This window comes from Lentzea albida, from assembly GCF_900111005.1.
In the GTDB taxonomy this organism is placed as follows: Bacteria; Actinomycetota; Actinomycetes; order Mycobacteriales; family Pseudonocardiaceae; genus Lentzea; species Lentzea albida.
This window is the reverse complement of record NZ_FOFV01000009.1, coordinates 32,355-53,820: the sequence shown is the minus strand read 5'-3', so window position 1 is coordinate 53,820 and position 21,466 is coordinate 32,355. Positions and strand designations below refer to the sequence as shown.

Annotated in this window: 20 protein-coding genes; 13 read left to right on the top strand and 7 right to left on the bottom strand. The window is 69.8% G+C overall.

The annotated features are described in order from the left end of the window. Positions 1 to 33: 33 nt before the first annotated feature. Positions 34 to 2,418, top strand: coding sequence for a caspase family protein (locus BMY74_RS22780; protein WP_089919256.1), 2,385 nt, complete (start codon positions 34 to 36; stop codon positions 2,416 to 2,418). On the opposite strand, the gene BMY74_RS22775 is transcribed toward BMY74_RS22780, so the two are convergent. Further along, positions 2,397 to 3,329: a DNA polymerase domain-containing protein gene (locus BMY74_RS22775; RefSeq protein ID WP_089919255.1), complete on the bottom strand. Its 933-nt coding sequence runs from the start codon at positions 3,327 to 3,329 to the stop codon at positions 2,397 to 2,399. The genes BMY74_RS22780 and BMY74_RS22775 overlap by 22 nt on opposite strands. Continuing rightward, positions 3,319 to 4,263, bottom strand: a complete 945-nt coding sequence (ligD, locus tag BMY74_RS22770; protein ID WP_089919253.1) for a non-homologous end-joining DNA ligase — start codon at positions 4,261 to 4,263, stop codon at positions 3,319 to 3,321. Before ligD ends, BMY74_RS22775 begins: the two co-directional genes overlap by 11 nt. A gap of 50 nt (positions 4,264 to 4,313) precedes the next feature. Here ligD and BMY74_RS22765 point away from each other — a divergent pair, with 50 nt between their 5' ends. Further along, complete coding sequence (locus BMY74_RS22765; RefSeq protein WP_089919251.1) at positions 4,314 to 4,958, top strand: maleylpyruvate isomerase N-terminal domain-containing protein; 645 nt, start codon at positions 4,314 to 4,316, stop codon at positions 4,956 to 4,958. On the opposite strand, the gene BMY74_RS22760 is transcribed toward BMY74_RS22765, so the two are convergent. Then, positions 4,955 to 5,317: a DUF5997 family protein gene (locus tag BMY74_RS22760; protein WP_218159714.1), complete on the bottom strand. Its 363-nt coding sequence runs from the start codon at positions 5,315 to 5,317 to the stop codon at positions 4,955 to 4,957. The two genes, BMY74_RS22765 and BMY74_RS22760, sit on opposite strands and share 4 nt — an antisense overlap. Before the next feature lie 56 nt (positions 5,318 to 5,373). Here BMY74_RS22760 and BMY74_RS22755 point away from each other — a divergent pair, with 56 nt between their 5' ends. Beyond that, on the top strand, positions 5,374 to 6,084 hold the full coding sequence (locus BMY74_RS22755) for a LysR family transcriptional regulator substrate-binding protein (protein WP_089919246.1): 711 nt from the start codon (positions 5,374 to 5,376) through the stop codon (positions 6,082 to 6,084). 8 nt (positions 6,085 to 6,092) lie between these two features. Here the strand turns inward: BMY74_RS22755 and BMY74_RS22750 are convergent, their stop codons facing one another. After that, positions 6,093 to 6,515, bottom strand: a complete 423-nt coding sequence (locus tag BMY74_RS22750; protein WP_089919244.1) for a YciI family protein — start codon at positions 6,513 to 6,515, stop codon at positions 6,093 to 6,095. 117 nt (positions 6,516 to 6,632) lie between these two features. Here BMY74_RS22750 and BMY74_RS22745 point away from each other — a divergent pair, with 117 nt between their 5' ends. The 6 genes from BMY74_RS22745 to BMY74_RS22720 all read left to right on the top strand — a co-directional run bounded on the left by BMY74_RS22745 (position 6,633) and on the right by BMY74_RS22720 (position 10,453). Beyond that, complete coding sequence (locus BMY74_RS22745; protein WP_089919242.1) at positions 6,633 to 7,025, top strand: CoA-binding protein; 393 nt, start codon at positions 6,633 to 6,635, stop codon at positions 7,023 to 7,025. A gap of 76 nt (positions 7,026 to 7,101) precedes the next feature. Beyond that, positions 7,102 to 7,998 carry a ParB/RepB/Spo0J family partition protein gene (locus BMY74_RS22740; protein WP_089919240.1) on the top strand — a complete coding sequence of 299 codons (897 nt, stop codon included), beginning with the start codon at positions 7,102 to 7,104 and terminating at the stop codon, positions 7,996 to 7,998. Positions 7,999 to 8,074: 76 nt separating this feature from the next. After that, positions 8,075 to 8,614, top strand: coding sequence for a YbaB/EbfC family nucleoid-associated protein (locus BMY74_RS22735; RefSeq protein WP_177229869.1), 540 nt, complete (start codon positions 8,075 to 8,077; stop codon positions 8,612 to 8,614). Continuing rightward, complete coding sequence (locus tag BMY74_RS22730) at positions 8,611 to 8,907, top strand: hypothetical protein (protein WP_089919236.1); 297 nt, start codon at positions 8,611 to 8,613, stop codon at positions 8,905 to 8,907. The genes BMY74_RS22735 and BMY74_RS22730 overlap by 4 nt, the downstream gene beginning before the upstream one ends. Then, the gene (locus BMY74_RS22725; RefSeq protein ID WP_089919233.1) at positions 8,907 to 9,959 is read left to right on the top strand and encodes a hypothetical protein; all 1,053 of its coding nucleotides are present in this window, start codon (positions 8,907 to 8,909) and stop codon (positions 9,957 to 9,959) included. Before BMY74_RS22730 ends, BMY74_RS22725 begins: the two co-directional genes overlap by 1 nt. Next, the gene (locus BMY74_RS22720; protein ID WP_089919230.1) at positions 9,956 to 10,453 is read left to right on the top strand and encodes a DUF6346 domain-containing protein; all 498 of its coding nucleotides are present in this window, start codon (positions 9,956 to 9,958) and stop codon (positions 10,451 to 10,453) included. The genes BMY74_RS22725 and BMY74_RS22720 overlap by 4 nt, the downstream gene beginning before the upstream one ends. Here BMY74_RS22720 and BMY74_RS22715 read toward each other — a convergent pair. Next, positions 10,450 to 11,544 carry a helix-turn-helix transcriptional regulator gene (locus BMY74_RS22715; RefSeq protein WP_089919229.1) on the bottom strand — a complete coding sequence of 365 codons (1,095 nt, stop codon included), beginning with the start codon at positions 11,542 to 11,544 and terminating at the stop codon, positions 10,450 to 10,452. The two genes, BMY74_RS22720 and BMY74_RS22715, sit on opposite strands and share 4 nt — an antisense overlap. A 128-nt stretch (positions 11,545 to 11,672) precedes the next feature. Between BMY74_RS22715 and BMY74_RS22710 the strand changes: the two genes are divergently transcribed. Further along, positions 11,673 to 12,254 carry an NUDIX domain-containing protein gene (locus BMY74_RS22710; RefSeq protein ID WP_245786302.1) on the top strand — a complete coding sequence of 194 codons (582 nt, stop codon included), beginning with the start codon at positions 11,673 to 11,675 and terminating at the stop codon, positions 12,252 to 12,254. Between the two features lie 328 nt (positions 12,255 to 12,582). Here BMY74_RS22710 and BMY74_RS22705 read toward each other — a convergent pair whose 3' ends face one another. After that, on the bottom strand, positions 12,583 to 13,542 hold the full coding sequence (locus BMY74_RS22705; RefSeq protein WP_143091667.1) for a hypothetical protein: 960 nt from the start codon (positions 13,540 to 13,542) through the stop codon (positions 12,583 to 12,585). Between the two features lie 240 nt (positions 13,543 to 13,782). Here BMY74_RS22705 and BMY74_RS22700 point away from each other — a divergent pair, with 240 nt between their 5' ends. Beyond that, positions 13,783 to 15,606, top strand: a complete 1,824-nt coding sequence (locus BMY74_RS22700) for a S8 family serine peptidase (protein WP_245786301.1) — start codon at positions 13,783 to 13,785, stop codon at positions 15,604 to 15,606. 10 nt (positions 15,607 to 15,616) lie between these two features. Here BMY74_RS22700 and BMY74_RS22695 read toward each other — a convergent pair whose 3' ends face one another. Further along, positions 15,617 to 16,237: an L-threonylcarbamoyladenylate synthase gene (locus BMY74_RS22695; RefSeq protein WP_089919225.1), complete on the bottom strand. Its 621-nt coding sequence runs from the start codon at positions 16,235 to 16,237 to the stop codon at positions 15,617 to 15,619. A gap of 267 nt (positions 16,238 to 16,504) precedes the next feature. Here BMY74_RS22695 and BMY74_RS22690 point away from each other — a divergent pair, with 267 nt between their 5' ends. Further along, positions 16,505 to 18,151, top strand: coding sequence for a glutamate--tRNA ligase (locus BMY74_RS22690; protein WP_089919223.1), 1,647 nt, complete (start codon positions 16,505 to 16,507; stop codon positions 18,149 to 18,151). 677 nt (positions 18,152 to 18,828) lie between these two features. Next, positions 18,829 to 21,441, top strand: coding sequence for a glycoside hydrolase family 3 protein (locus tag BMY74_RS22685; protein WP_089919221.1), 2,613 nt, complete (start codon positions 18,829 to 18,831; stop codon positions 21,439 to 21,441). The last annotated feature ends 25 nt before the right edge of the window (positions 21,442 to 21,466 follow it).

Sequence of the window (21,466 nt, the reverse complement as noted above, 5' to 3'; positions counted from 1 at the left end):
GCGGCGAGCGACCTCCCTCGGTAGGAGGCCGCTATGACCGAGGTCACACTGCGCGTGCACGAGGACGGCGCGGACGACGAGCGCATCGAGCAGCTCACCGCGTTCCTGGAAACCGAGCTGCGGGAACTCGTCGCGGTCGCCGCCGTTCCCGGTGAGGTGCCCGCGGGCGCCAAGAGCGTCGACATCGCCGAGCTCGGCACCCTGCTGACCACGATCTCGTCGTCCACGGTCCTGGCCGCGGTCATCAACGCCGTGTCGGCGTGGCTGGGCCAGCGCCGCGACCGGTCCGTGACGGTCGAGGCGGACGGCGAGCCCCTGGAGCTCACCGGCGCCCCCACGGAAGCGGAGCTCGCGCACCGCTCCGAGTGGCTCGGCCGGCACCTGCACCGCTACGCCCTGATCATCGCGAGCCACGAGTTCACCGACCCGGGCCTGTCGTCGTTGCGCGCCCCGGCCCACGACGCCGCCCGCCTGGGCGAGGTGCTCGCGGACCCGCGCATCGGCGGGTTCCACGTGCGCACTCTGATCAACACCCCGGCCGCCGAGGTGAACGAGGCCGTCGAGGACTTCTTCGCCGACCGGGAACCGGACGACCTCCTCGTCCTGCACTTCTCGGGCCACGGCGTGAAGGACGAGGCCGGCGAGCTGCACTTCGCCACCTCCAGCACCAAGCTCGCCCGCCTGGCGGGCACCGCCGTGTCCGCGGACTTCGTCGCCCGCCGCATGAACCGCTCCCGCTCCCGCCGCGTCGTGCTGCTCCTGGACTGCTGCTACTCCGGCGCCTTCGGCCGCGGCATGGTCGCCCGCGCGGGCGGTGCGGTGGACCTGGAAGAACAGTTCGGCGGCAGCGGCCGCGCCGTCATCACGGCCTCGTCGGCCATGGAGTACGCCTTCGAGGGCGCGTCGGTCGCGGACACCTCCGAGGCGGAACCGTCCGTCTTCACCTCGGCCCTGGTCGAGGGCCTCGAGTCGGGCGACGCCGACCGCGACCAGGACGGCCACGTGGGTCTCGACGAGCTCTACGAGTACGTCTACGACCGCGTGCGCCGCGTGACGCCGCACCAGACGCCCGGCAAGTGGATGCTGGACGTGCGGGGAGACCTGCGCATAGCCCGCCGCGCCCGTCCGGTGTCGGTGCCGGCCGCGCTGCCGTCGGAACTGCAGGACGCCATCGACCACTCGCTGCCGGGGGTGCGCGCGGGGGCGGTTCCGGAGCTGCGGCGGATGCTGTCGGTGGCGCACGAGGGGCGGGTGCTGGCGGCCCGGCTCGCGTTGCGGCGGCTGGTGGACGACGACAGCCGGATGGTGGCCGCGGCGGCGAGGGAGGCGCTGGGGGAGAAGCCCGCCCCGGCGGCCAAGGTGACGACGGGGTCCGTGCCGGCCGGGGAGAAACCGAAGGCGGTCACGGCACCCGCGCCCACCTCGCAGATCAGGCGGAAGCCGGAGGAACCGAAACCCCCGGAACCCCAGCGGCCGGCCGTCGACCGCGCCGCGCCGAAGCCGTTGGTCGCGAAACCCGCGCCACCATCCTCCGCCGCAGACCGCGCGTCCACCTCGGACCGCGCGTCCACTTCGGACCGCGCGTCCACCTCGGACCGCGCGTCCACCCCGGACCACGCGTCCACCCCAGCGCAAGCGCTCGCCGTCCTGCCCCGCCTCGCCGGGGGCCTCGCCCTCGTCCTCCTCGTCATCGCCCTGATGACGATCCCCGGCAGCAACCTCCGGGCCCTGGGCGAGGCCAGCCTCACCACGTCCGTCTTCATCGCGATCTGGCCGTGGGCCCTGGCGGCGGCCCTGTTCGTGATCACCTGCCGCGACCACCCGTGGGTCCCGGGCGCCGCGCTCGGCCTGCTCGCCGGCACCACCGGACTGCTCAGCGGCGGTGAGATCTACAGCTGGATCCCGTACGCGCTGGCCGCCGTCGTGCTGGCCGTCGCCGCCACCACGACCCCGTCGTGGCTGGCGCTCGCCGGCGGCGGGCTCGGCGCGCTGGGCGTCTTCGTGGTCGCGGCGATGGCCACCGACCTGACGCCGATCGACGACGACGGCGAGGAGTTCACCTACTTCGCCACCGCGGCCGCGCTGGTCGCCCTCGCCGGCTACCGCGTCTGGCGCGACCGGCACTGGCCCGCCGCGATCGCCCCGGCCCTGCTCCTGCTGGACGTGGTCCTCACCCTGAACGCGGAGGTCCCGCCGTTCGTCACGCACGCGAGCCTGGCCGGCCTGGTCGTGGTCCCGCTGATCGCGGTGCTCACCACCGGCACGGCCGCGTTCGCCGCGTACGCCGCCGTCGCGGCCGGACTGCTGGTCCGGGCGAGCGACTACGTGACCGGGCACGACCCGTCGTTCACCGGCGTCGCGCACGTGACGTTGCCGTTGGTGGCCGCGCTCGTCGCCTACTTCTCGCGCTCGCGCTGAGCCTTGCGGCGCTTGCCCTCGTGCATCGCGGCCACGCGGGCGACGGGGATGGTGTGGCCCTCGGCGACGAGGTCGTCGGGCAGGCGTTGCGGCGCGGGCATCAGCGAGGTCCACGGGTCGCCGTCGAAGCGCGTCCTGATGGTGAAGTCGGAAGGCTGCACGTCCTCCAGCGACTCCCACGGGACGGGGAACGAGATCGGCAGGCCCTCGCGCAGGCGGGGGCTGTAGGCGGCGACGACCGTGGCGCCCCAGGCGCGCGTCGAGTCGAGGAAGACCTTCCCCTCGCGCTCGTCCTTGATGTAGGCGGTGGTGGCCAGCGACGGGTCGAGCTTCTCGGCCCGTGCGGCCACCGCGCGCGTCGCCGCGGCCACGTCGTCGGGGGAGTGCTCCCGCAGCGGCACGAAGATGTGCACCCCCTTGGCGCCGCTGGTCTTCACCAGACCCTCCAGGCCCGCGTCGGCCAGCGCCTGCCTGATCAGCAGCGCGGAGCCGACCACGACGTCGAAGCCGGCGCCCTCGGGCGGGTCGACGTCGAGCACCATGTGGGTCTGCACGTGGTCCTCGCCGAAGTGGTCGCCGAGGTAGAGCGGCACGTGGTACTCGACGGCGCGCTGGTTCGCGAACCACATCAGCGTCCGCTCGTCGTCGCAGACCGCGTACCTGATCTTGCGGTGCGACGCCTCCGCCCACACCTCGACCGTGCGGACGAACGACGGCGTGTACTTCGGGACGTTCTTCTGCATGAACGGGTCCTGGCCGCGCAGGACGCGCCACACCGAGAGTTGCCGTCCGGCGAGCACCGGCACGAACCTGTCCGCCACGAACTCCAGGTACTCCACCAGGTCGCCCTTCAGCGCACCACCGAACAGCGGCTGGTCGAGCGAGGAGAACTTGATCGGGCTACTGCTCATCCGGGACCTCGAGTTCGTCGCGGGCGGCCCACTCCAGCAGCGGCTCGATCGACCACACCGCGTCGTCGATGCCGGCGTGCAGGTCGCCCAGTTCGGCGTAGCGCTTCGGCACGGTGGCGATGGTGAAGTCCCGCGGGTCGACGTCCGGGACCTCGTCCCAGCGGATCGGCGTCGACACCGTCGCCTCGGGGAAGCCGCGCACCGAGTAGGCGCTGGCGATCGTGTGGTCGCGCGCGTTCTGGTTGTAGTCCACGAAGACGAGCTTCGGGTCGCGGTCCTTGCGCCACCACGTGGTCTCGACGTCGTCGGGCGCCCGGCGCTCGACCTCGCGCGCGAACGCCAGCGCGGCCTTGCGCACGTCGGCGAAACCGTGGTCCGGCCTGATCCGCACGTAGACGTGCAGTCCCTTCGAGCCGGACGTCTTCGGGAACCCCGTCGCGCCCAGTTCGGCGAGCACCTCCTGCACCACCAGCGCGACCCGCCGCACCCGGTCGAACGTGCAGTCCGGCCCGGGGTCGAGGTCGATGCGCCACTCGTCGGGCTTCTCGGTGTCGGCGGCGCGCGAGTTCCACGGGTGGAACTCCACAGTGGACATCTGCACCGCCCAGATCACGTCGGCGACGTGCGTGACGCACAGTTCGTCCGCGTGGCGGTTGTAGCGGGGGAAGTGCACGCGCACGGTCCGCACCCACGGCGGCGCGCCGTTCGGCAGTCGTTTCTGGTGCACCTTCTCGCCCGTGACGCCCTCGGGGAAGCGGTGCAGCATGCACGGCCGTTCCCGCAGCGCGCGGACGATGCCGTCGCCGACGGACAGGTAGTACTGCGCGAGGTCCAGCTTCGTCTCCCCGCGCGCGGGGAAGTAGACGCGGTCGGGGTTGGAGATCCGCACGACGCGGTCCCGCACCTCGAGCTCCACAGCCGGGGACTTGCCCATGCCCACCAACCTAACCGGTAGTCCGCCCTCGATCCTTGTAGTTTGCGGCTGTGGACCTTTTTTCGCAGGCGCTGGGGGCGCTCCTGAGAGCGGTCGGCGAGCTCACCGACGACGACTTCGCCCGGCCTTCCGGGTGCGAGGGCTGGCTGGTGCGGGACCTGGTGTGCCACTTCGTGATCGACGCGCAGGACGTGCTGATCACGCTGGTGACGCCCACCGCCGACGCCGTCACGCACGACGAGGTGACGTACTGGGAGGTCTCGCACGAGCCCGCGGAGGACGACCCGCTGGCCGCGCTGACCGTCCGGCTGGCCGCCGCCTACGGCGAGCCCTGGATGTTGAAGCACCACGTCGACGACGTCGGCCAGGCGGCATTGCGCGCGGCGCAGCTCGCCGACCCGACGCTCAAGGTGACCACCCAGGACATGGTGCTGTGCACGTCCGGCTACCTGGGCGCGTACGTGTGGGAGTGGACGCTGCACCACCTGGACCTGGTCGCGCACCTCCCGCACCTGGAGGGACCGCCGCCGCAAGCGCTCGCGCGGTGCCGGAGGACGCTCGAACGGATCGCCGGAGCGTTCCCCGCCACGTGGTCCGACGTGGACGTGCTGCTCGTGGGAACAGGACGGCGCGCCCCGACCGGGCCGGAACGCGCCGCACTGGGTGGGATCGAGATCCCGTTCGTGCTCGGTTAGCTCTCCTGCTCCTCGAGGCGGGCCTTCTCCGCGAGGCGTGCCTCCTCGGCCTTGAACTCCTGGTAGGTGGCGCGCTCGCGCACCAGCCACTCGGGGTTCTCCTCCTTGAGCGCGTTGATCTGCTCGGTGGTGAGCGCCTCGGTGATGCCGGCGCGCACCAGGCCCGACGAGGAGATGCCGAGCTTCTGCGCGATGAGCTGCTTGGGGTGCGGGCCGTTGCGGCGCAGGTCCGCCAGCCACTGCGGCGGGTTGGCCTGCAGCTCGTTCAGCTCGTCGCGCGACACGACGCCGGCCTGGAACTCCTCGGGCGTGGCCTCGAGGTACACGCCGAGCTTCTTGGCGGCGGTGGCGGGCTTCATGGTCTGCTGCGACTTCATGCGAAAAGGGTAACGGGCTCGTCCGGTAGCCTCAGCACGTGACCGGATCGTTCACGCTCGCGTACGTCCCAGGCGTGACGCCGGGCAAGTGGGCGCGGGTCTGGCAGGACCGCCTGCCGGAGACCGAGCTGACCCTCGTGCAGGTACCCGCCGCCGAAGCCGCCGCCAAGGTGCGCTCCGGCGAGGCCGACGTGGCGCTGCTGCGCCTGCCCGGCGACCGGGAGGACCTGCACGCGATCCCGCTCTACACCGAGACGAGCGTCGTCGTGTTCCCCAAGGACCACGAGTTCGCCGCGGCCGACGAACTGTCCCTCGAGGACCTGGCGGAGCACGTGCTGTGGCAGCCGCTCGACGACGCGCTGGAGTGGGAGTCCGTTCCCGGTCAGCCGCCGGTGGAGCGCCCGGAGACCACGGTGGACGCCGTCCAGATCGTGGCGGCGGGTGTCGGCCTGCTGGTCGTGCCGCAGTCCCTCGCGCGGCTGCACCACCGCAAGGACGTGAAGTACGTGCCGCTGACCGACGCACCGCAGTCCCGCGTGGCGCTGTCGTTCCCGATCCGCGACGAGAACCCCGAACTCGTCGAGCACCTCATCGGCATCGTCCGCGGCCGCACGGTCAACAGCACCCGCGGCCCCGCGCCGGAACCGGCGAAGAAGCAGGCGCCGCGGCAGCACCAGCAGCGACGGGGTCCCGCGCCTGCCCAGAAGAAGCAGCCCGCCAAGCGCGGGAAGACCCGTCGCGGTCGCTGACCGTCCACTCAGGACCGCTGCGCGGCGATCTGCTCGCGCATGCGGTCCTCCTGCGCCTGGATCTCGGGCGTCAGCGCGTCACCGAACGCCTCGGGGCCGTGGACCTGCCGGATCTCGACCTCGCCCTCGGCGAACGGCGCCTTCTTCAGCCACTCGACGGCGTCCTGCAGCGACGGCAGCTCCCAGATCCAGAAGCCCGCGATCAGTTCCTTGGTCTCGGTGAACGGGCCGTCGATGACCGTGGTCGCGCCCTTGCCGTCGAACCGGACGCGCGCGCCCTTCTCGCTCGGGTAGAGGCCGTCACCCGCGAGCATCACGCCGGCCTTGACGAGCTCCTCGTTGTAGTCGCCCATGGCGGCGAGTTCCTCGGTCGTGGGCATCACGCCGTTCTCGGTGTCCTCGTTGGCCTTGACGATGACCATGAACCGCATGTCGATCTCCTCTGGCTCGTGTCCGGTGCGTTTCTACCGGGGCGTCGATCGGGCACCCCCGCCTTTCGACCGGCGCGCGGCAATTGTGACCGGGGTCACAGGATTAGTGTTGAAGGCATGCGCGAAGACGTCGACTGGATCCTCGGGAACTGCCAGGTCTGGGCCATCGTGGGCCTCTCGGACAACCCGTCCCGCGCGGCCCACGGCGTGGCCCGGTTCCTGCAGCAGCGCGGCAAGAAGATCGTGCCGGTGCACCCGTCCGCCGAGACCGTGCACGGCGAGCAGGGCTACGCGTCGCTCGCGGACATCCCGTTCGAAGTCGACGTCGTGGACGTGTTCCGCCGCTCGGAGGACGCCGGTCAGTTCGCCGACGAGGCGGTGGCCATCGGCGCGAAGGCCGTCTGGTTCCAGCTCGGCGTGGTGGACGACGCCGCGTACGCCCGCGCGAAGGACGCCGGCCTGCGCATGGTGATGGACGTCTGTCCCGCGATCGAGTGGCGCTCCCGTTGAACGAGTAGCTAACCTGGCGTGGTCGTCCGGACACCTGGGGGTTCCGGAGACATCAGCCTGGGGGGCTTGATTTCGCATGCTCGTAGACATCACCGCGCTGCGGTCCGCCGAGTCGCCGCGGCTGCGCGGCTGCAGCGACGACTTCATCCGTTCACTGGCGTCGTCCGGCGCCCAGCTGCCACCGATCGTGGTGCACCGCCCGACGATGAAGGTCGTCGACGGCACCCACCGCCTGAAGGCCGCGGCGCTGCGCGGCTGCCGGTCCGTCGAGGTCGAGTACGTCGACGGACCCGCGGAGGACCTGTTCGGCCTGTCGGTGTCGCTGAACCTCTCCACCCTGTCGACCGCCGACCGCGAGGCCGCCGCCCGCCGCCTGCTCCGGTCGCACCCGCAGTGGTCCGACCGCGCCATCGCCGCCTCGACGGGCCTCGCCGCCAAGTCCGTCGGCGTGCTCAGGCGCGCCGTGGGCGGCCAGGCCCCGATCAGGGTCGGCCGCGACGGCAAGGTCAGGCCGGTCAACTCCGCCGCGGGCCGCAGACTCGCGGGCAGGATCGTCGAGGAACGCCCGGACGCCTCGCTGCGCGACGTCGCCCGCGCCGCCGGCGTGTCCCCGGGAACGGTCCGCGACGTGCGCCGGCGCCTGAGCGCGGGCCTCGACCCGGTACCCGAGCGCATGCGCGCCGCCGAACGCGCGGAGGCCGTGCTGCCCTCCGGGCGCACCGAGGCCCGCGACCCCGACGCCACCCTGCCCATCCTGCGGCGCGACCCGTCGCTGAGGTTCAACGAGCACGGGCGGCTGGTGCTGCGGTGGCTCGAGGCGCACGCCGTGTCGTCGGGGGAGTGGGCGGGCGTCGTGTCCGGGGTGCCGTCGCACTGCCGGGAGCTGGTGGCGGACATGGCCCGCGGGGTCGCGGAGGCCTGGGTGGAGATGGCGGAGGCGCTGGAGCGGGAAGGGCGGCGGACCGCGGTCTAGGCCGATTAGCCCGTGTGGTCCATCCTGTTCCGCTACCGTCTGGTCGCATGATGTTCGAGGCGATCCTGGGGGACGCGTGATCGACCCTGACCAACTGCTCAGCCAGTACGAGGGCAAGCTCGCGGAGGCTCAGGCCAAGAGCGACGCCATCCGCGAGAACCTCGCGCATCTGCAGATCACCGAGCGCAGCCCGGACGGGCAGATCACGGTGACCGTGAACGACGCCGGCAACCTGGTGGGTCTACAGCTCGGGCAGGCGCTCCAGCGCAAGGACGGCACGGCGGTCGCGCAGGACATCCTGCGCACCTTGCAGGCCGCACAGAGCAAGGTTGCGGCCACGGTTCAAGAGGCCATGGCTCCCTTGATGGGCGCGGACTCCGAGGCCATGCACATGATGATGGACAAGCTGCGCAGCGCCCAGCCACCGCCCCCTGCCGAGCAGTACGTGCCGGGTGGCGGTGGCGGATGGGCGCCGACCGAGCGACGTCTTGGCGCCATTGAAGACGACGGCGTACCACCAGCGCCTCCGGCTCGCCCGCAGCAGCCTCCTCAGCCACCTCGTCGCCGGCCGGTCGACGATGACGACGACTTCAGCAACGGAGGGTTCCTCCGATGAACTACCGCATCGACCTCGGCGAGATGGAAAGCCATGCCGGACGGGTCAGCGAGATCGGAGGGCGCATCAACACCGCCCTCGGCGCGGGCAACTCGGCAGAGAACTCCGAGGCTTTCGGACTGCTCGGCATTCCGCTCGCGGCCATCTGCTTCGGCGCGCAGCACATGGCCATGAACGTGCTGAAGGAGGCGGCTCAGGCCGCCACCGACCACCACAAGCGTGTGCTCGCGTGGCGCGAGGACGTCAGGAACAACGAAGAGATGCAGCGCGATCGCTTCAAGGTCGAGGACTGATGACCACGCCGAGCGTGGGGCCCGCACCGGCCCCGAACCCGTTGATCCGCAAGGGTTCTGAGACCCCGGCCACCGAAGGCGCGGGAATGTTCCACGATGCCACCGAAGCCGTCAACGGCTTCGCCGACGGCAACTGGGCCGAGGGTCTGCTGAACGTGGCGAGCGCTGCCGGCGACTTCGCCAAACTCGCCACCGATCCGCTCGCGTACCTCGCGAGCGCGGGTATCGGCTGGTTGTTCGAGCACGTCAGCTTCCTCAAGGAACCGCTCGACTGGCTGACCGGTGACCAGCAGACGCTGGACGGCATGGCACAGACGTGGCAGTCCGTCGGCAGCTACATGGATGAGATATCCACCGACCTCAAGAGCGTGGTCGACAAGGACGCCGGGCAGTGGCTCGGCGACGACTCGGTCGCCTACCGCACGTTCGGCCACGACCGCGCGGACACCTACGGCGCCGTCGGCACCGCAGCCAGCGGCATGGGCATTTTGATCACGATCTGCAGGACGATCCTCAAGGTCGTCCGCGACATCGTGCGCGATCTCATCTCCGAGGCGGTCGGCAAGCTGATCAGCATCTGCCTGCGTTGGGCCCCTGCGATGGCGGCGTTCGGCGCAGGTGTTGCCGGCGCCATCGCCGAATGCGTGCCCACTGCGGTCCGCTACGCGAACAAGTGCATCGAGTGGTGCCGCAAGCTGACCAGTGCGTTCGGCAAGGCGGGCGGTCTGTTCAAGAAGCTCGACGACATCCTCGCCAACGCGAGCAAGAACCTGGCCAAGAGCGGGGACGACTTCGTCACGGTGTTGCGCGCGGGCCAGGCAGCGGATGTCGCCCGCCAGACGAGGGCGTTCAACTTCGGTGAGATGATGTCGGAGGCTGGCCAGGCCGCCAAGAAGGTCGTCGTCGACGGCGTCACCGGCCTGCCGAGAGACATCGGCCCCGCCATGGGTGAGGAGTTCCGCAAGGAGGTCGCCAAGGTCTGGGACAACGGCGGCTGGCTCGACTGGCGCCAGCTCAAGCAGAAGCAGGAAGAGGACGAGAAGAACTCATGAAGGTCTTGCACCGCGTCTTCGCCTTCTTGCTCATTCCCCTCCTCGGCTACCTGCTGGGCGCCACGATCTTCAACTTCTTCTGGGACAAGGCCGAACCCGGCGACCTGGCCAAGGCAGACATGGTGGCGGTGGCGAAGTCCTGCGAACGCAAGGGGCCCGTGGCCCTGCGGGGTTTCGGCTATTACCACGAGTGCACGATCGAACGGCGGTTCAAGAGCGGAACCGTCAACACTTCGACCGTGACCGGCTGGCTCGACCCGTCTGACATCGGCAAGGAGTACGCCGCCAACATTCCAAGACGTTCGCAGGCGCAGCCGGACGAACGGCCCCAGGTCTTCCTCGGCTGGCTGTGCACGTTCGTCTTCGCGATCCTGTTCCTGTTCGTGTGGGCAAAGATCGCTGCCCCTGCTTTCCCGAGCAGGTATCTGAAGACGCCTGAGCAGCCCGAGCCACCGCATGCCCCCGATCGCACGGACGCCCAGCCGCCCGTCTAGGCGAACAGGATCTCGCCGATCTCGCGCGCGACCTCCCGCCCCGCCGCGGGACGCAGGCGCGACAACAACCTGCTGAACGCCGTCAGGTCAATGTGGACGGTCGCCGACCGCACCTGACGGATGTCGTCGAGCAGGTCGGCGACCAGTTCGCAGGCGTGGTCCACCTCCCCGGCCTCGGCGTGGGCCAGGGCCCGGCGCAGGCCGAAGCGGGTGCGGGCGCGCAGGGCGGTCGGGGCGATCAGCGGCATCTGGGCGTCGAGGATCGCGGCGGCCTCGGCGTGGCGGCCCAGGTCGTGGAACGACCAGGCGCGGGCGACGGCGACCTGGTCGATGAGACTCGTTGTGCCGTAACGGGTTTCGCTGGCGGCGCGCTGGAGTTCCGCGGCGCGGTCCAGTGCGTTCTGGCAGCGGTCGGCGGCTCCGGCGAGGGCGTAGCCCTGGGCCTCGCGCAGGGCGGCCGCCGCCTGCACCGCGATCGAACGGGACTTGCCCGCCTGGCGCGCGTAGCTGACGGTGGCGTGGGCGTCGCCGCGGTACAGGGCGAACTCGGCCATGCGGACATGCGCCCAGGACCCCAGTTCCGGGTCACCGCCCTTCGCGGCGTACTGCACGGCGCGTTTGGTGAGCTCGGCGGCCGAGGCGTCGTCGCCCCGTTCCTGTTCCATCCAGCCCGCGTACTCGGCGTAGCGGGCCGCGAGCAGCCACAGGCCGCGGCCGAGACCCGGGTCGTCGGCGGAGCGCGCCATGGAGCTGAGGACGTCGACCTGGGGGCGCAGGCTCGGCAGCACCACCTCGGAGCTCAGGCGGTGGCCGAGTGCCCGGTGGTGGTCGAACATCGCGTCGAACGTGTGGAGCGTCGTGTGGTCGCTCGGGATCGGGCGGGCCGGCGCGTCGGCCAGCTCGATCAGGTGACCGCCGGCCTTCAGGACGTTGTCGAAGAGCCTCGCCATTTCGGGGTTCGGGTGAACCTGACCGTTCTCGATCTTGCTGAGGTGTCCCTTGCTGTACGGTACGAGATCGGTCATCTTGCTGAGCGAGAGCCCGCGCTCGTTGCGCAGGCGGCGAACCTCCTGGGCGAACGTGGGCGGCACGGCTTCACCCCCTCCCCCGGAAGTGTGGACGCCGAGGAAGAGCCTCCAGCCGAATGTCCATTAATTGGCCTGTGATTGACGATCAACTGGGATCAACTGGAGCGGTCGGCGATGGTTCCATGTGAGTCATGGTGATGACGCGCTCCGACGAGGCGGCTGGTGTGGTGATGGTCTGGCAGCGCTTGGCGACCAACGTGGTGCACCGGTCGCGTTGGTTCGAGGTGCGCTCCGACAGCGTCGTCAGACCCGACGGCGGGCACGGCACCTACACCCACGTGGTGGCGCCGGGGTCCGTCACGGTCCTCGCGATCCAGGACGACGACGAGGTCGTCCTCACCCGCCAGTGGATCTACACGCACGGCGGCACGGAGTGGCGGTTGCCCGGTGGCGCCGTCGACGAGGCGGACGCCGATCCGCTGGCAGCGGCACGTCGTGAGCTCGCGGAGGAGACCGGGCTGCGGGCGGGCCGGTGGGAGCGGCTCGGCCAGATCCACGGCGCGGACAGCCTGAGCAACCACGTCGACCACATCTTCCTCGCCACCGACCTCACCCAGGGCGAGCCGGCGCTCGAGCCCGGTGAGGCCGACCTGCGCGTGCGGACCATGCCGTTCTGCCGCGCGCTCGACCTGGTCCGCCAGGGCATGCTCCCGCACGCCGGCAGTTCGCACGCGCTGCTCGTCATGGCGTTGCGCCGCACGACCCAGAAATAACGCTGGCTCAGGGTTTCCTCATTCTGCACGCAACAGGAAACCCATTCTCATCCGGCTGACTGGAAGCCATTCTTGGTGCATCGGCGAGAACAACAGGCCGAAAGTCAGTCAGATGAGAAGGTGAATTTCTCGATGAGAATGATCTGCTCACTCGCCACCGTTGTGAAAGTTGCCGCGATCTGCCTTTTCGTGGGATTCATGGCCGGCAGCGTCTTCATCGCGACGGTGATCTGACCCGTCTTTCGGGCTGCGGTTCTCCCTGACCGTCAAAGGGAGGTGTCAGCCGTGGAACCGCACTTCTGCATCGAGATGATCTGAACGTCTCCGGCTATCCGCGTGGCGTCCACTGCACGCCGTAGCCGCGGCCCTGACGAGGGTGTGGGAACTGCACGTCGATCTCACCGATCTCGTCCAGCGGCAGCGTCTGCGGCCAAGGCGTCAGGTCATCGGTGTCGCGCGCGAGGGCTTCCTCGACGCGCCACACCGATGCCGGCAGGTCGTCCTGGTCGAACCGCACGCGCAACCGGAACGACTCGCACATCCGCTCCGGCCAGAACACGTAGGTCGGACGCATCGACTGTCCTCGTGGCACGCGCACTTCGAGCGCGAACTGGTGCGTTTGTCCCGCGTTGAGGGGTCGCGGCAACCGCAGCTTCATCAGGAAACGTCGAGGGGACGGACGTTCGTGGCCGATGAGCTCGACCCCGTGCAGCACCTCCACGTCCAGGTCACCTGGAGCACCGTCGGGCGTGGGTGAGGGGATCGTGATCGACCACGCGATCTCGTTGACACCGTCGGTGTCGGCCACCACGGTCCGGCGTTCCGTGCACGCGGGCGTCGGACCGTCCAGCTTCAGCAGCGCGTCGAACTCCTTGACGTGCCACAGTTCCGACGGCGCCACGTGCGTCGTCGAAGGAGCCGGCTGCAGCGCCACTTCCACCAGGCGCTGCAGCCCGGCGTCCATCCTCCTGCGCACCGTGCGCGCGCCCCGGTCCTGCTGTTTCGCGAGCCACTCGATGCGTTCGTTGAGGAAGCGGAACTGGGCGTCGTCGTGCAGGCCGAGCGGCGCCAGAACGGCGTTGCGGACCTCGACGGGGAATCCGCGCGTCGCGTTCGCCACCCAGTCGCGCAGTTTCGTGCGCACCGCTTCCGCGCCGTCCGTCTCCACGATGCCGCACACCTGGCGCAGCGCCGGTCCGACGTGCAAGTCGATACCGGGAGTCTGCACACCGCGCCCGCGGCACAGGGTGCGCAGCTCTTCCATCAGCTGCTCAGGTGAGACAGGCATCCGTCCTCCGCGCGGAAATGCTTTGCCGGGCATGTCGGGCTTACCTGATCGGACGTTACTCCGGATGCACCATCCGGGTGAACGCGAATGTCGGCGGGCGAGGGGATTCTTCTACACCGTCCCGCAAGATGATCACCGCCGAACGACTGATGTCCCGGCCACCTCGAAACCGGTAACGTGCTGGTCACGGGCAGTGACTCCCTCCGGTCGCCGCCACCCCTGCCGTTGGAGGTTTTCTCAGTGCTGCGCACAATATTGAGCGTCGCCGCGGTGTTCTCGCTGCTCAGCGGCGTGCCCGCCGTCGCGGCCCCGGCCGAGGGCGCGTACCTGCTGCAGTTCCGCGCCACCCTGTCCGACAGCCAGCGCGACCAGCTCGAGGGTCTCGGCGTTCGGCTCGGCGCGTTCGTCCAGGACGGCACCTACCTCGCCCGCATGACGGACACCGCGCGCGTCTCGAAGCTGGGCTACGTGCGGCAGGTGACGCCGTTCCAGGCCCAGCCGCGGGTCATGGCCCTGGGCGGTTCGTCGAACTACCTGATCACGCTGGTCGAGCAGGACGAACGCGACCAGCGCACCGTCGCCGCCAAGGTGAAGTCCTTGGGCGGCAAGGTGAACGAGGTCTCCGCGAGCCGTGAGCACATCATGGCCACCCTGGACGCGGGCCAGGTCGCGCAGCTCGCGAAACTGCCCGCCGTGATCGCGATCGACCCGGTGTCGGCACCCGAGACCGACATGGCGATCTCCCGCGAGTCTTCCGGCGCCAACTACATCGAGAGCGTCGGCGGCTACAAGGGCCAGGGCGTGCGGGGCGAGGTGATGGACGGCGGCCTGCGCACCACGCACCAGGAGTTCCGCGCTCGCCCGCCGCTGATGCACACCGGCAACTCGTCGAGCACCTCGCACGGCACGTCGACGTACGGGCAGATCTTCGCGTCCGGCGTCTCGTCCGCGCACCGCGGCCTGCTGCCCGAGGCGCAGGGCATCTTCGCGATCTACGGCTCCGGCGACCGCTACGCGCACACCCAGCAGCTCGTCGACCCGTCCGGCCAGTACCGGGCGGTGTTCCAGAGCAACAGCTGGGGCGACTCGCTCACCACGGCGTACAACTCGATCTCGCAGCAGATGGACAGGATCGTGTTCGACCACGACATCCTGATCTGCCAGTCGCAGAGCAACGCGGGCACCCGCAGCTCGCGCCCGCAGGCGTGGGCGAAGAACGTGCTCTCGGTCGGCGGCCACTACCACTACAACACCCTCGACCGCGCCGACGACAAGTGGAACGGCGGGGCGTCGATCGGCCCCGCCGCCGACGGCCGCATCAAGCCCGAGATCTCGAACTACTACGACCGCATCGACACCACGACGTCCACCAACGACACCGCGTACACCACGTCGTTCGGCGGCACGTCCGGCGCCACGCCGATCACCTGCGGCAACGCCGGCCTGATGTTCCAGATGTGGGCGGACGGCGTGTTCGACGGCGGCCCCGGCAAGGGCCGTGACGTGTTCGCCTCGCGCCCGCACGCCGCGACCGCGAAGGCGCTGCTGATCAACACCGCGAACCAGTTCACGTTCAGCGGCACCACGCACGACCAGACCCGCACCCATCAGGGCTGGGGCACGGCGTCCGTGCGCAACCTGTACGACCGCGCGAAGGCGGGCGGCTGGAAGCTGCCGGTGCTGGTGAACGAGACCGACCTGCTCACGACCGGTCAGTCGCGCAAGTACACGTTCACGTCCAACGGCCAGCAGCCGCTGCGCGCGACCCTGGCCTACACCGACCCGGCCGGCTCGCCCACCGCGGCCAAGGCCACGGTGAACGACCTGTCGCTGAAGGTCACCGCCCCCAACGGCACCGTCTACTGGGGCAACAACGGCCTGCTGGCCGGCAACTTCTCCACCTCCGGCGGCAGCGCGAACACCGTCGACACCGTGGAGAACGTGCTGCTCCAGACCGCGGCCGCGGGCACCTGGACGGTCGAGGTGGTCGCGACCGCCGTCAACGTGGACGGCCACACCGAGACCGCCGCGACCGACGCCGACTACGCGCTGGTCGTCTCCTAGGCCCTCGGGGCTATTCGAAGCGCTCGGGGTCGCCCGCGCCGTAGCGGATGATCTCGGCCTCGCCGCTCGAGAAGTCCACCACCGTGGTGGGCGTGGTGCCGCACTCCCCGGAGTCGATCACCGCGTCCACCACGTGGTCGAGGCGTTCCTTGATCTCCCACCCGTCGATCAGCGGCTCGGCCTCGTCGGGGAGCAACAGCGTGCTCGTGAGCAGCGGCTCGCCCATCGCCTGGAGCAGCGCCTGCGTGACGACGTGGTCCGGGATGCGCGCGCCCACCGTCTTCTTCTTCGGGTGCATCATGCGGCGCGGCACCTCCTTCGTCGCGGGCAGGATGAACGTGTAGTTGCCCGGCGTCGAGGCCTTCACCGCGCGGAACACCGCGTTGTCCACCACGACGAACTGGCCGAGCTGGGCGAAGTTCTCGCACATCAGCGTGAAGTGGTGCTTGTCGTCGAGCTTGCGGATCTCCCGGATGCGGTCGATGCCGTCCTTGTTGCCCAGGCGGCAGCCGAGCGCGTAGCAGGAGTCGGTCGGGTACGCGATCAGGCCGTCCTCCTGCAGGATCCGCACGGCCTGGTCGATGGCGCGCTTCTGCGGGTTGACCGGGTGGACGTCGAGGTACTTGGCCATGGCGTGTGAGCCTAGAGCCTGTCTGCCCAGTCCCGCCCGCGAGACCCGGGCCTGAGGTGGCTCCTGGGGGCACGGGCGGCCGACCCGAATACAACACCGGTATGCGGGTCGGCCGCCCGCACCGCCAGGAGCCACCTCAGGCGCACCTCTCGGGGACGGGACCGGGCAGACAGGCTCTGGGCCGATCATCCGGGGCCCGGCATTTCGGCTGGCCCGCGTTGCTAACCTGGGGAGACTTCTTCCACCCCGTTTTGGAGACCCCTAGCGATGCTCGACCGTGCCGTCGTCGACGCCCTGTTCCCCTCGGACCTGCCTGAGCCGTCCTTCTGGGAGGAGCAGTACCCGCCCCGCGGGCTGGGCGAAGGCGCGAAGGTCACCCGCCTGGGGCCGTCGCCGACCGGGTTCCTGCACATCGGCGGCCTGTACGTCGGCTCGATCGACCGCGACATCGCGACCCACTCCGGTGGCTCGTACATCGTGCGCGTCGAGGACACCGACCAGGCCCGTGAGGTCGCCGGCGCCGTCGAGCAGTTCAACCAGGCGTTCGAGTACTTCGGCATCCAGCCCGACGAGGCCGACGAGGTGGGCGCGTACGGCCCGTACCACCAGTCGCAGCGCGAGCAGATCTACCTGACGTACGTGCGCGAGCTGCTGCGCGCCGACAAGGCGTACCTCTGCTTCGCGACGAAGGAAGAGCTCGCGGACATCACCGCGCGCCAGCAGGCCACGAAGCTCCCCACCGGCTACTACGGCCGCTGGGCGATCTGGCGCGACAAGACCGCCGAGGACGTCCAGGCCGCTTTGGACGAGGGCCGCCCGTACGTCGTCCGCTTCCGCTCACCGGGCAAGGCGGGGGAGCGCACGTCGTTCGTCGACGCCATCCGCGGCCCGCTGGAGCACGAGGCCAACCGCAACGACGTGGTGATCCTCAAGGCGTCCGACCAGTCCCCGCGCCTGCCCACGTACCACTTCGCGCACGCCGTCGACGACCACCTGATGCGCGTGAACCTGGTGATCCGCGGCGAGGAGTGGATCTCCTCCGTCCCGACCCACCTGCAGCTGTTCGACGCCCTGGGCTTCGAGCGCGTCGAGTACGCCCACATCGCGCCGCTGATGAAGCAGCAGGGCGGCTCCCGCCGCAAGCTCTCGAAGCGCAAGGACCCCGAGGCCTCCGTCGAGTTCTTCATCGAGGCGGGCTTCCCGGCCGAGGCCGTCCAGTACTACCTGCGCGGCCTGGTGAACGCCCGCCTGGCCGAACTGCCGCTGGACGAGGCACTGGCGTCGCCGATCTCCCTCGCCGAGTGCGGCGTGGCGGGCCCCCTCGTCGACCTCGTCAAGCTGGACGACATCTGCGCCGACTACGTGGCCACCCTCTCCGGCGAGGAGATCATCGCCCGCGTCTCGGAGTGGGCCACCAAGTACGACCCCGAGCTGGTCGAGGTGCTGGCCGCGGAGCGCGACGCGGCCCTGGCCGCCCTGCGGGTGGAGCGGGGCCCGGAGGTCGCGAACCCGCGCAAGGACCTCCGCAAGTGGTCGGACTTCCGCACCGCCTACGGCTTCTTCTTCCCGTCGCTCTTCCCGCTCGTCTCCGACAGGACCGACGAGCGCCTCGGCGGCCTGCCGCCGGAGCTGATCTCCGCGTTCGCCGCGGACTTCGCCGACGGCTACGCCGACCTGGAGGACGGCCAGGAGTGGTTCGGCCAGATCCGCGAGCTCGCCACCAAGCACGGCTTCGCGCCGAACCCCAAGGAGTACAAGAAGAACCCGGACGCGTACCCCGGCTCGATCCGTGAGGCGGCGCAGCTCATCCGGGTGGCGCTGACCGGCTCCAAGGCGAGCCCGGACCTGCACGCGGTGGCCCGCACCCTGGGGGCGGACGAGGTGCTGCGCCGGGTGCGCGCGCTGGCAGGCTGACACCTCCGCACGACGGCCCCTGGCTCCTACGTGAGCCGGGGGCCTTCTGCTGTCCGACGGCACGGGCGAAAGCGATGCCGAGTCACCCGCCGTCGACGCAATGGCGAAGCCGAGGCGTCCCTCCACGACCCAACGGCCAACGGCGAAGCCGAGGCACCTGCCGCTAACGGCAATGCCGAAGGCGAGGCGTCCCTCCTTCTACCGGCCCGGGCAAGCGGTGGTGACTCAACCCCGACGGCGATTGGGGCTTGACTTCGGGTGCGAGGCCTTGAACTTGACCACTCGGCCGGGCTTCACAACCCCGGCTTTTCCAGGCCGAGGAAGGCCTCGCAAGGGCCCCGAAGTCAAGCCCCAATCGCGATCGTCGCGAAGCGGCGATGACCGGCACCGGCTCGACACGACCCAAGCCGACCACGCACCCAAGGTGACGCGACCGCAGAAGGCGACCCCTCCGCTGGAACCGGCACAGCCCACACAAGCTGACCCGCCGATACGCCGAGGACTCGGCCACCAGCACCCGCCACACGCCTCCACCCCACCCACCCGCCAAATCTCCCTCAAAACCGCACAGCACCGAACAAGCCCGCTATGGGACTTTCGTCCCGAAAGTTTCCGGAACAAAGTCGTGAGAGCGTTCCCATTGACGCGGACGTAACACGCCGTTGAGGATCGGCGGCATGCAATGGAGAAGCACTCTCGCCGCAGTGCTGGGGCTGACGCTCGCCGCCGGCACGACCTCGGCGGCCGTGGCGCAGGACGCGCAGCACTGGCCGCCGAAGCCGCCCAAGCAGACGGTCATCGGGCAGCCGAAGACGCAGAACGGCTGCGCTCGCATCGAGAAGTCCTTGCCGGAGCTCAAGGGCTGGCCGAAGGTCGAGAGCCAGCTCACGGGTGACCGCAAGGACGAGGCCCGGATCAAGGCGATCCTCAAGGACATGACGCTGGCCGAGAAGGTCGGCCAGATGACGCAGCCCGAGATCGCCGCGATCACGGCGGAGGACGTCAAGAACTACGGGTTCGGGTCCGTCCTCAACGGTGGTGGCAGCTGGCCCGGCGCGAAGAAGAACGCGACGCCGCAGGAGTGGCTCGCGCTCGCCGACGCGTACTTCGAGGCCTCGAAGCAGTCGCGCACCAAGATCCCCGTCATCTGGGGCATCGACGCGGTGCACGGCAACAACAACGTCTACGGTGCGACGGTCTTCCCGCACAACATCGGTCTCGGTGCGACGCAGGACCCGTGCCTCATCCGCGACATCAACGAGGCCACGGCCGAGCAGATCCGCGCGACCGGCCAGGACTGGGCGTTCGCGCCGACGCTCGCCGTCGTGCAGGACGACCGGTGGGGCCGCACGTACGAGGGCTTCTCCGAGGATCCGCGCATCACCCGCGCCTACGGCTACGAGGCCGTGAAGGGCTTGCAGGACAACGCGAAGAAGCGCATCGGCGAGGACGGCGTGATCGCCACCGCCAAGCACTTCCTCGGTGACGGCGGCACGACCGGCGGCAAGGACCAGGGCGTCAACGCCTCGTCCGAGAAGGACATGATCAACATCCACGGCCAGGGCTACTACGGTGCCCTCGCCGCGGGTGCGCAGACGGTGATGATCTCGTTCAACAGCTGGACGAACGACGTCATCAACGAGGGCAAGGTGCACGGCTCCAAGTACGTGCAGACCGGCATCCTCAAGGAGAAGATGGGCTTCGACGGCCTGCTCGTCTCCGACTGGAACGGCCACGGCCAGGTCACCGGCTGCACCAACGCGAGCTGCCCGCAGGCGATCAACGCCGGTCTCGACATCATCATGGTGCCGAACGACTGGAAGGCCTTCATCACCAACACGATCGCGTCCGTCGAAAAGGGCGAGATCCCGATGGCGCGCATCGACGACGCGGTGACCCGCATCCTGCGCGTCAAGCTGCGCGCCGGTGTGTTCGAGGCCGAGAAGCCGTCGCTGCGCGAGCACGCCGGTGACGCGAAGGCGTTGCAGCACAAGGAACTGGCACGCGAGGCCGTGCGCGAGTCCGCCGTGCTGCTCAAGAACGAGAAGCGCGTGCTGCCGCTTTCCAAGCGCAGCAAGGTGCTGGTGGTCGGCAAGAGCGCCGACAACATCGGCAACCAGACCGGTGGCTGGACGCTGTCCTGGCAGGGCACCGGCAACACCAACGCCGACTTCCCCAACGCCACCAGCATCCTCAAGGGCATCCAGGACACCCTGGGCACCTCGAACGTCACGTTCGCCGAGACCGCGGAGGGCGTCGACCCGAGTCAGTTCGACGCCGTCATCGCCGTCATCGGTGAGACGCCGTACGCGGAGGGCGTCGGCGACCTCGGCAAGCGCTCCTTCGAGGCCGCTCGCCTGCACCCGCAGGACATCGCCGTGCTCGACAAGGTCTCGGGCAAGGGCAAGCCGGTCATCACCGTCTACGTCGGCGGCCGTGCGCTCTACATGAACAAGGAGATCAACCGCTCCGACGCGTTCGTGGCGGCCTGGCTGCCCGGCTCCGAGGGCGGCGGCATCGCCGACCTGCTGATCCGCGGCAAGCACAACGGGTTCAGCGGCAAGCTGTCCTACTCGTGGCCCGGCGAGGCCTGCCCGGCGCTGCCCGGTGAGCCCGCGAAGAAGCCGCTGTTCAAGCTCGGCTACGGCCTGCGCGACTGGGAGACCGGCCGCGTCGGCAAGCTCGACGAGACGAGCCCCGGCGCGCTGTGCTCCGGTGGTGGCGGCGGCACCGCGACCGACGACCTCGAGATCTTCAACCGCACCGACATCGCGCCGTACCAGTCGATGATCGGCTCGGCGGAGAACTGGGGCGGCACGGTCATCGGGCCCGACGGCCAGGCCTCGCACGCCGAGATCAACGTCGTGCAGTCCGACGTCAACGTCCAGCAGGACGCGCTCAAGACCACGTGGACCGGCACCGGCCCCGCGCAGGTGTACCTGCAGAGCCCGGCGGTCAGCGACCTCCGCGGTTACGGCAACGCCAACGCGGCCATCCAGTTCGACGTGATCGTGCACCAGGCCCCGGCCAACCGCACGGTCATCAGCGCGCACTGCCAGTACCCGTGCATGGCCGAGATCGATGCCACGCAAGCGTTCCGCAACCTCCCGGTCGGGCAGAAGGCGACGGTCAAGGTGCCCGTCTCCTGCTTCTCCGACAAGGGACTGGACCTGGAGAGCGTCAACACGCCGTTCCTCGTCTACACCGACGGCGCGTTCCAGGCCTCGTTCGCGAACATCCGGTGGGTGCCCAAGGCGGGCGCCGATCCCGATGTCATCCCCTGCACGTAACCGCCCTTGTACGTGAGCACCAACG

Coding starts and splice junctions, on each gene's coding strand:
- BMY74_RS22780 (WP_089919256.1), top strand. CDS start 34: ATGACCGAGGTCACACTGCGCGTGCACGAGGACGGCGCGGACGACGAG.
- BMY74_RS22775 (WP_089919255.1), bottom strand. CDS start 3,329: ATGAGCAGTAGCCCGATCAAGTTCTCCTCGCTCGACCAGCCGCTGTTC.
- ligD (WP_089919253.1), bottom strand. CDS start 4,263: ATGGGCAAGTCCCCGGCTGTGGAGCTCGAGGTGCGGGACCGCGTCGTG.
- BMY74_RS22760 (WP_218159714.1), bottom strand. CDS start 5,317: ATGAAGCCCGCCACCGCCGCCAAGAAGCTCGGCGTGTACCTCGAGGCC.
- BMY74_RS22750 (WP_089919244.1), bottom strand. CDS start 6,515: ATGCGGTTCATGGTCATCGTCAAGGCCAACGAGGACACCGAGAACGGC.
- BMY74_RS22745 (WP_089919242.1), top strand. CDS start 6,633: ATGCGCGAAGACGTCGACTGGATCCTCGGGAACTGCCAGGTCTGGGCC.
- BMY74_RS22740 (WP_089919240.1), top strand. CDS start 7,102: ATGCTCGTAGACATCACCGCGCTGCGGTCCGCCGAGTCGCCGCGGCTG.
- BMY74_RS22730 (WP_089919236.1), top strand. CDS start 8,611: ATGAACTACCGCATCGACCTCGGCGAGATGGAAAGCCATGCCGGACGG.
- BMY74_RS22725 (WP_089919233.1), top strand. CDS start 8,907: ATGACCACGCCGAGCGTGGGGCCCGCACCGGCCCCGAACCCGTTGATC.
- BMY74_RS22720 (WP_089919230.1), top strand. CDS start 9,956: ATGAAGGTCTTGCACCGCGTCTTCGCCTTCTTGCTCATTCCCCTCCTC.
- BMY74_RS22710 (WP_245786302.1), top strand. CDS start 11,673: ATGGTGATGACGCGCTCCGACGAGGCGGCTGGTGTGGTGATGGTCTGG.
- BMY74_RS22705 (WP_143091667.1), bottom strand. CDS start 13,542: ATGCCTGTCTCACCTGAGCAGCTGATGGAAGAGCTGCGCACCCTGTGC.
- BMY74_RS22695 (WP_089919225.1), bottom strand. CDS start 16,237: ATGGCCAAGTACCTCGACGTCCACCCGGTCAACCCGCAGAAGCGCGCC.
- BMY74_RS22690 (WP_089919223.1), top strand. CDS start 16,505: ATGCTCGACCGTGCCGTCGTCGACGCCCTGTTCCCCTCGGACCTGCCT.
- BMY74_RS22685 (WP_089919221.1), top strand. CDS start 18,829: ATGCAATGGAGAAGCACTCTCGCCGCAGTGCTGGGGCTGACGCTCGCC.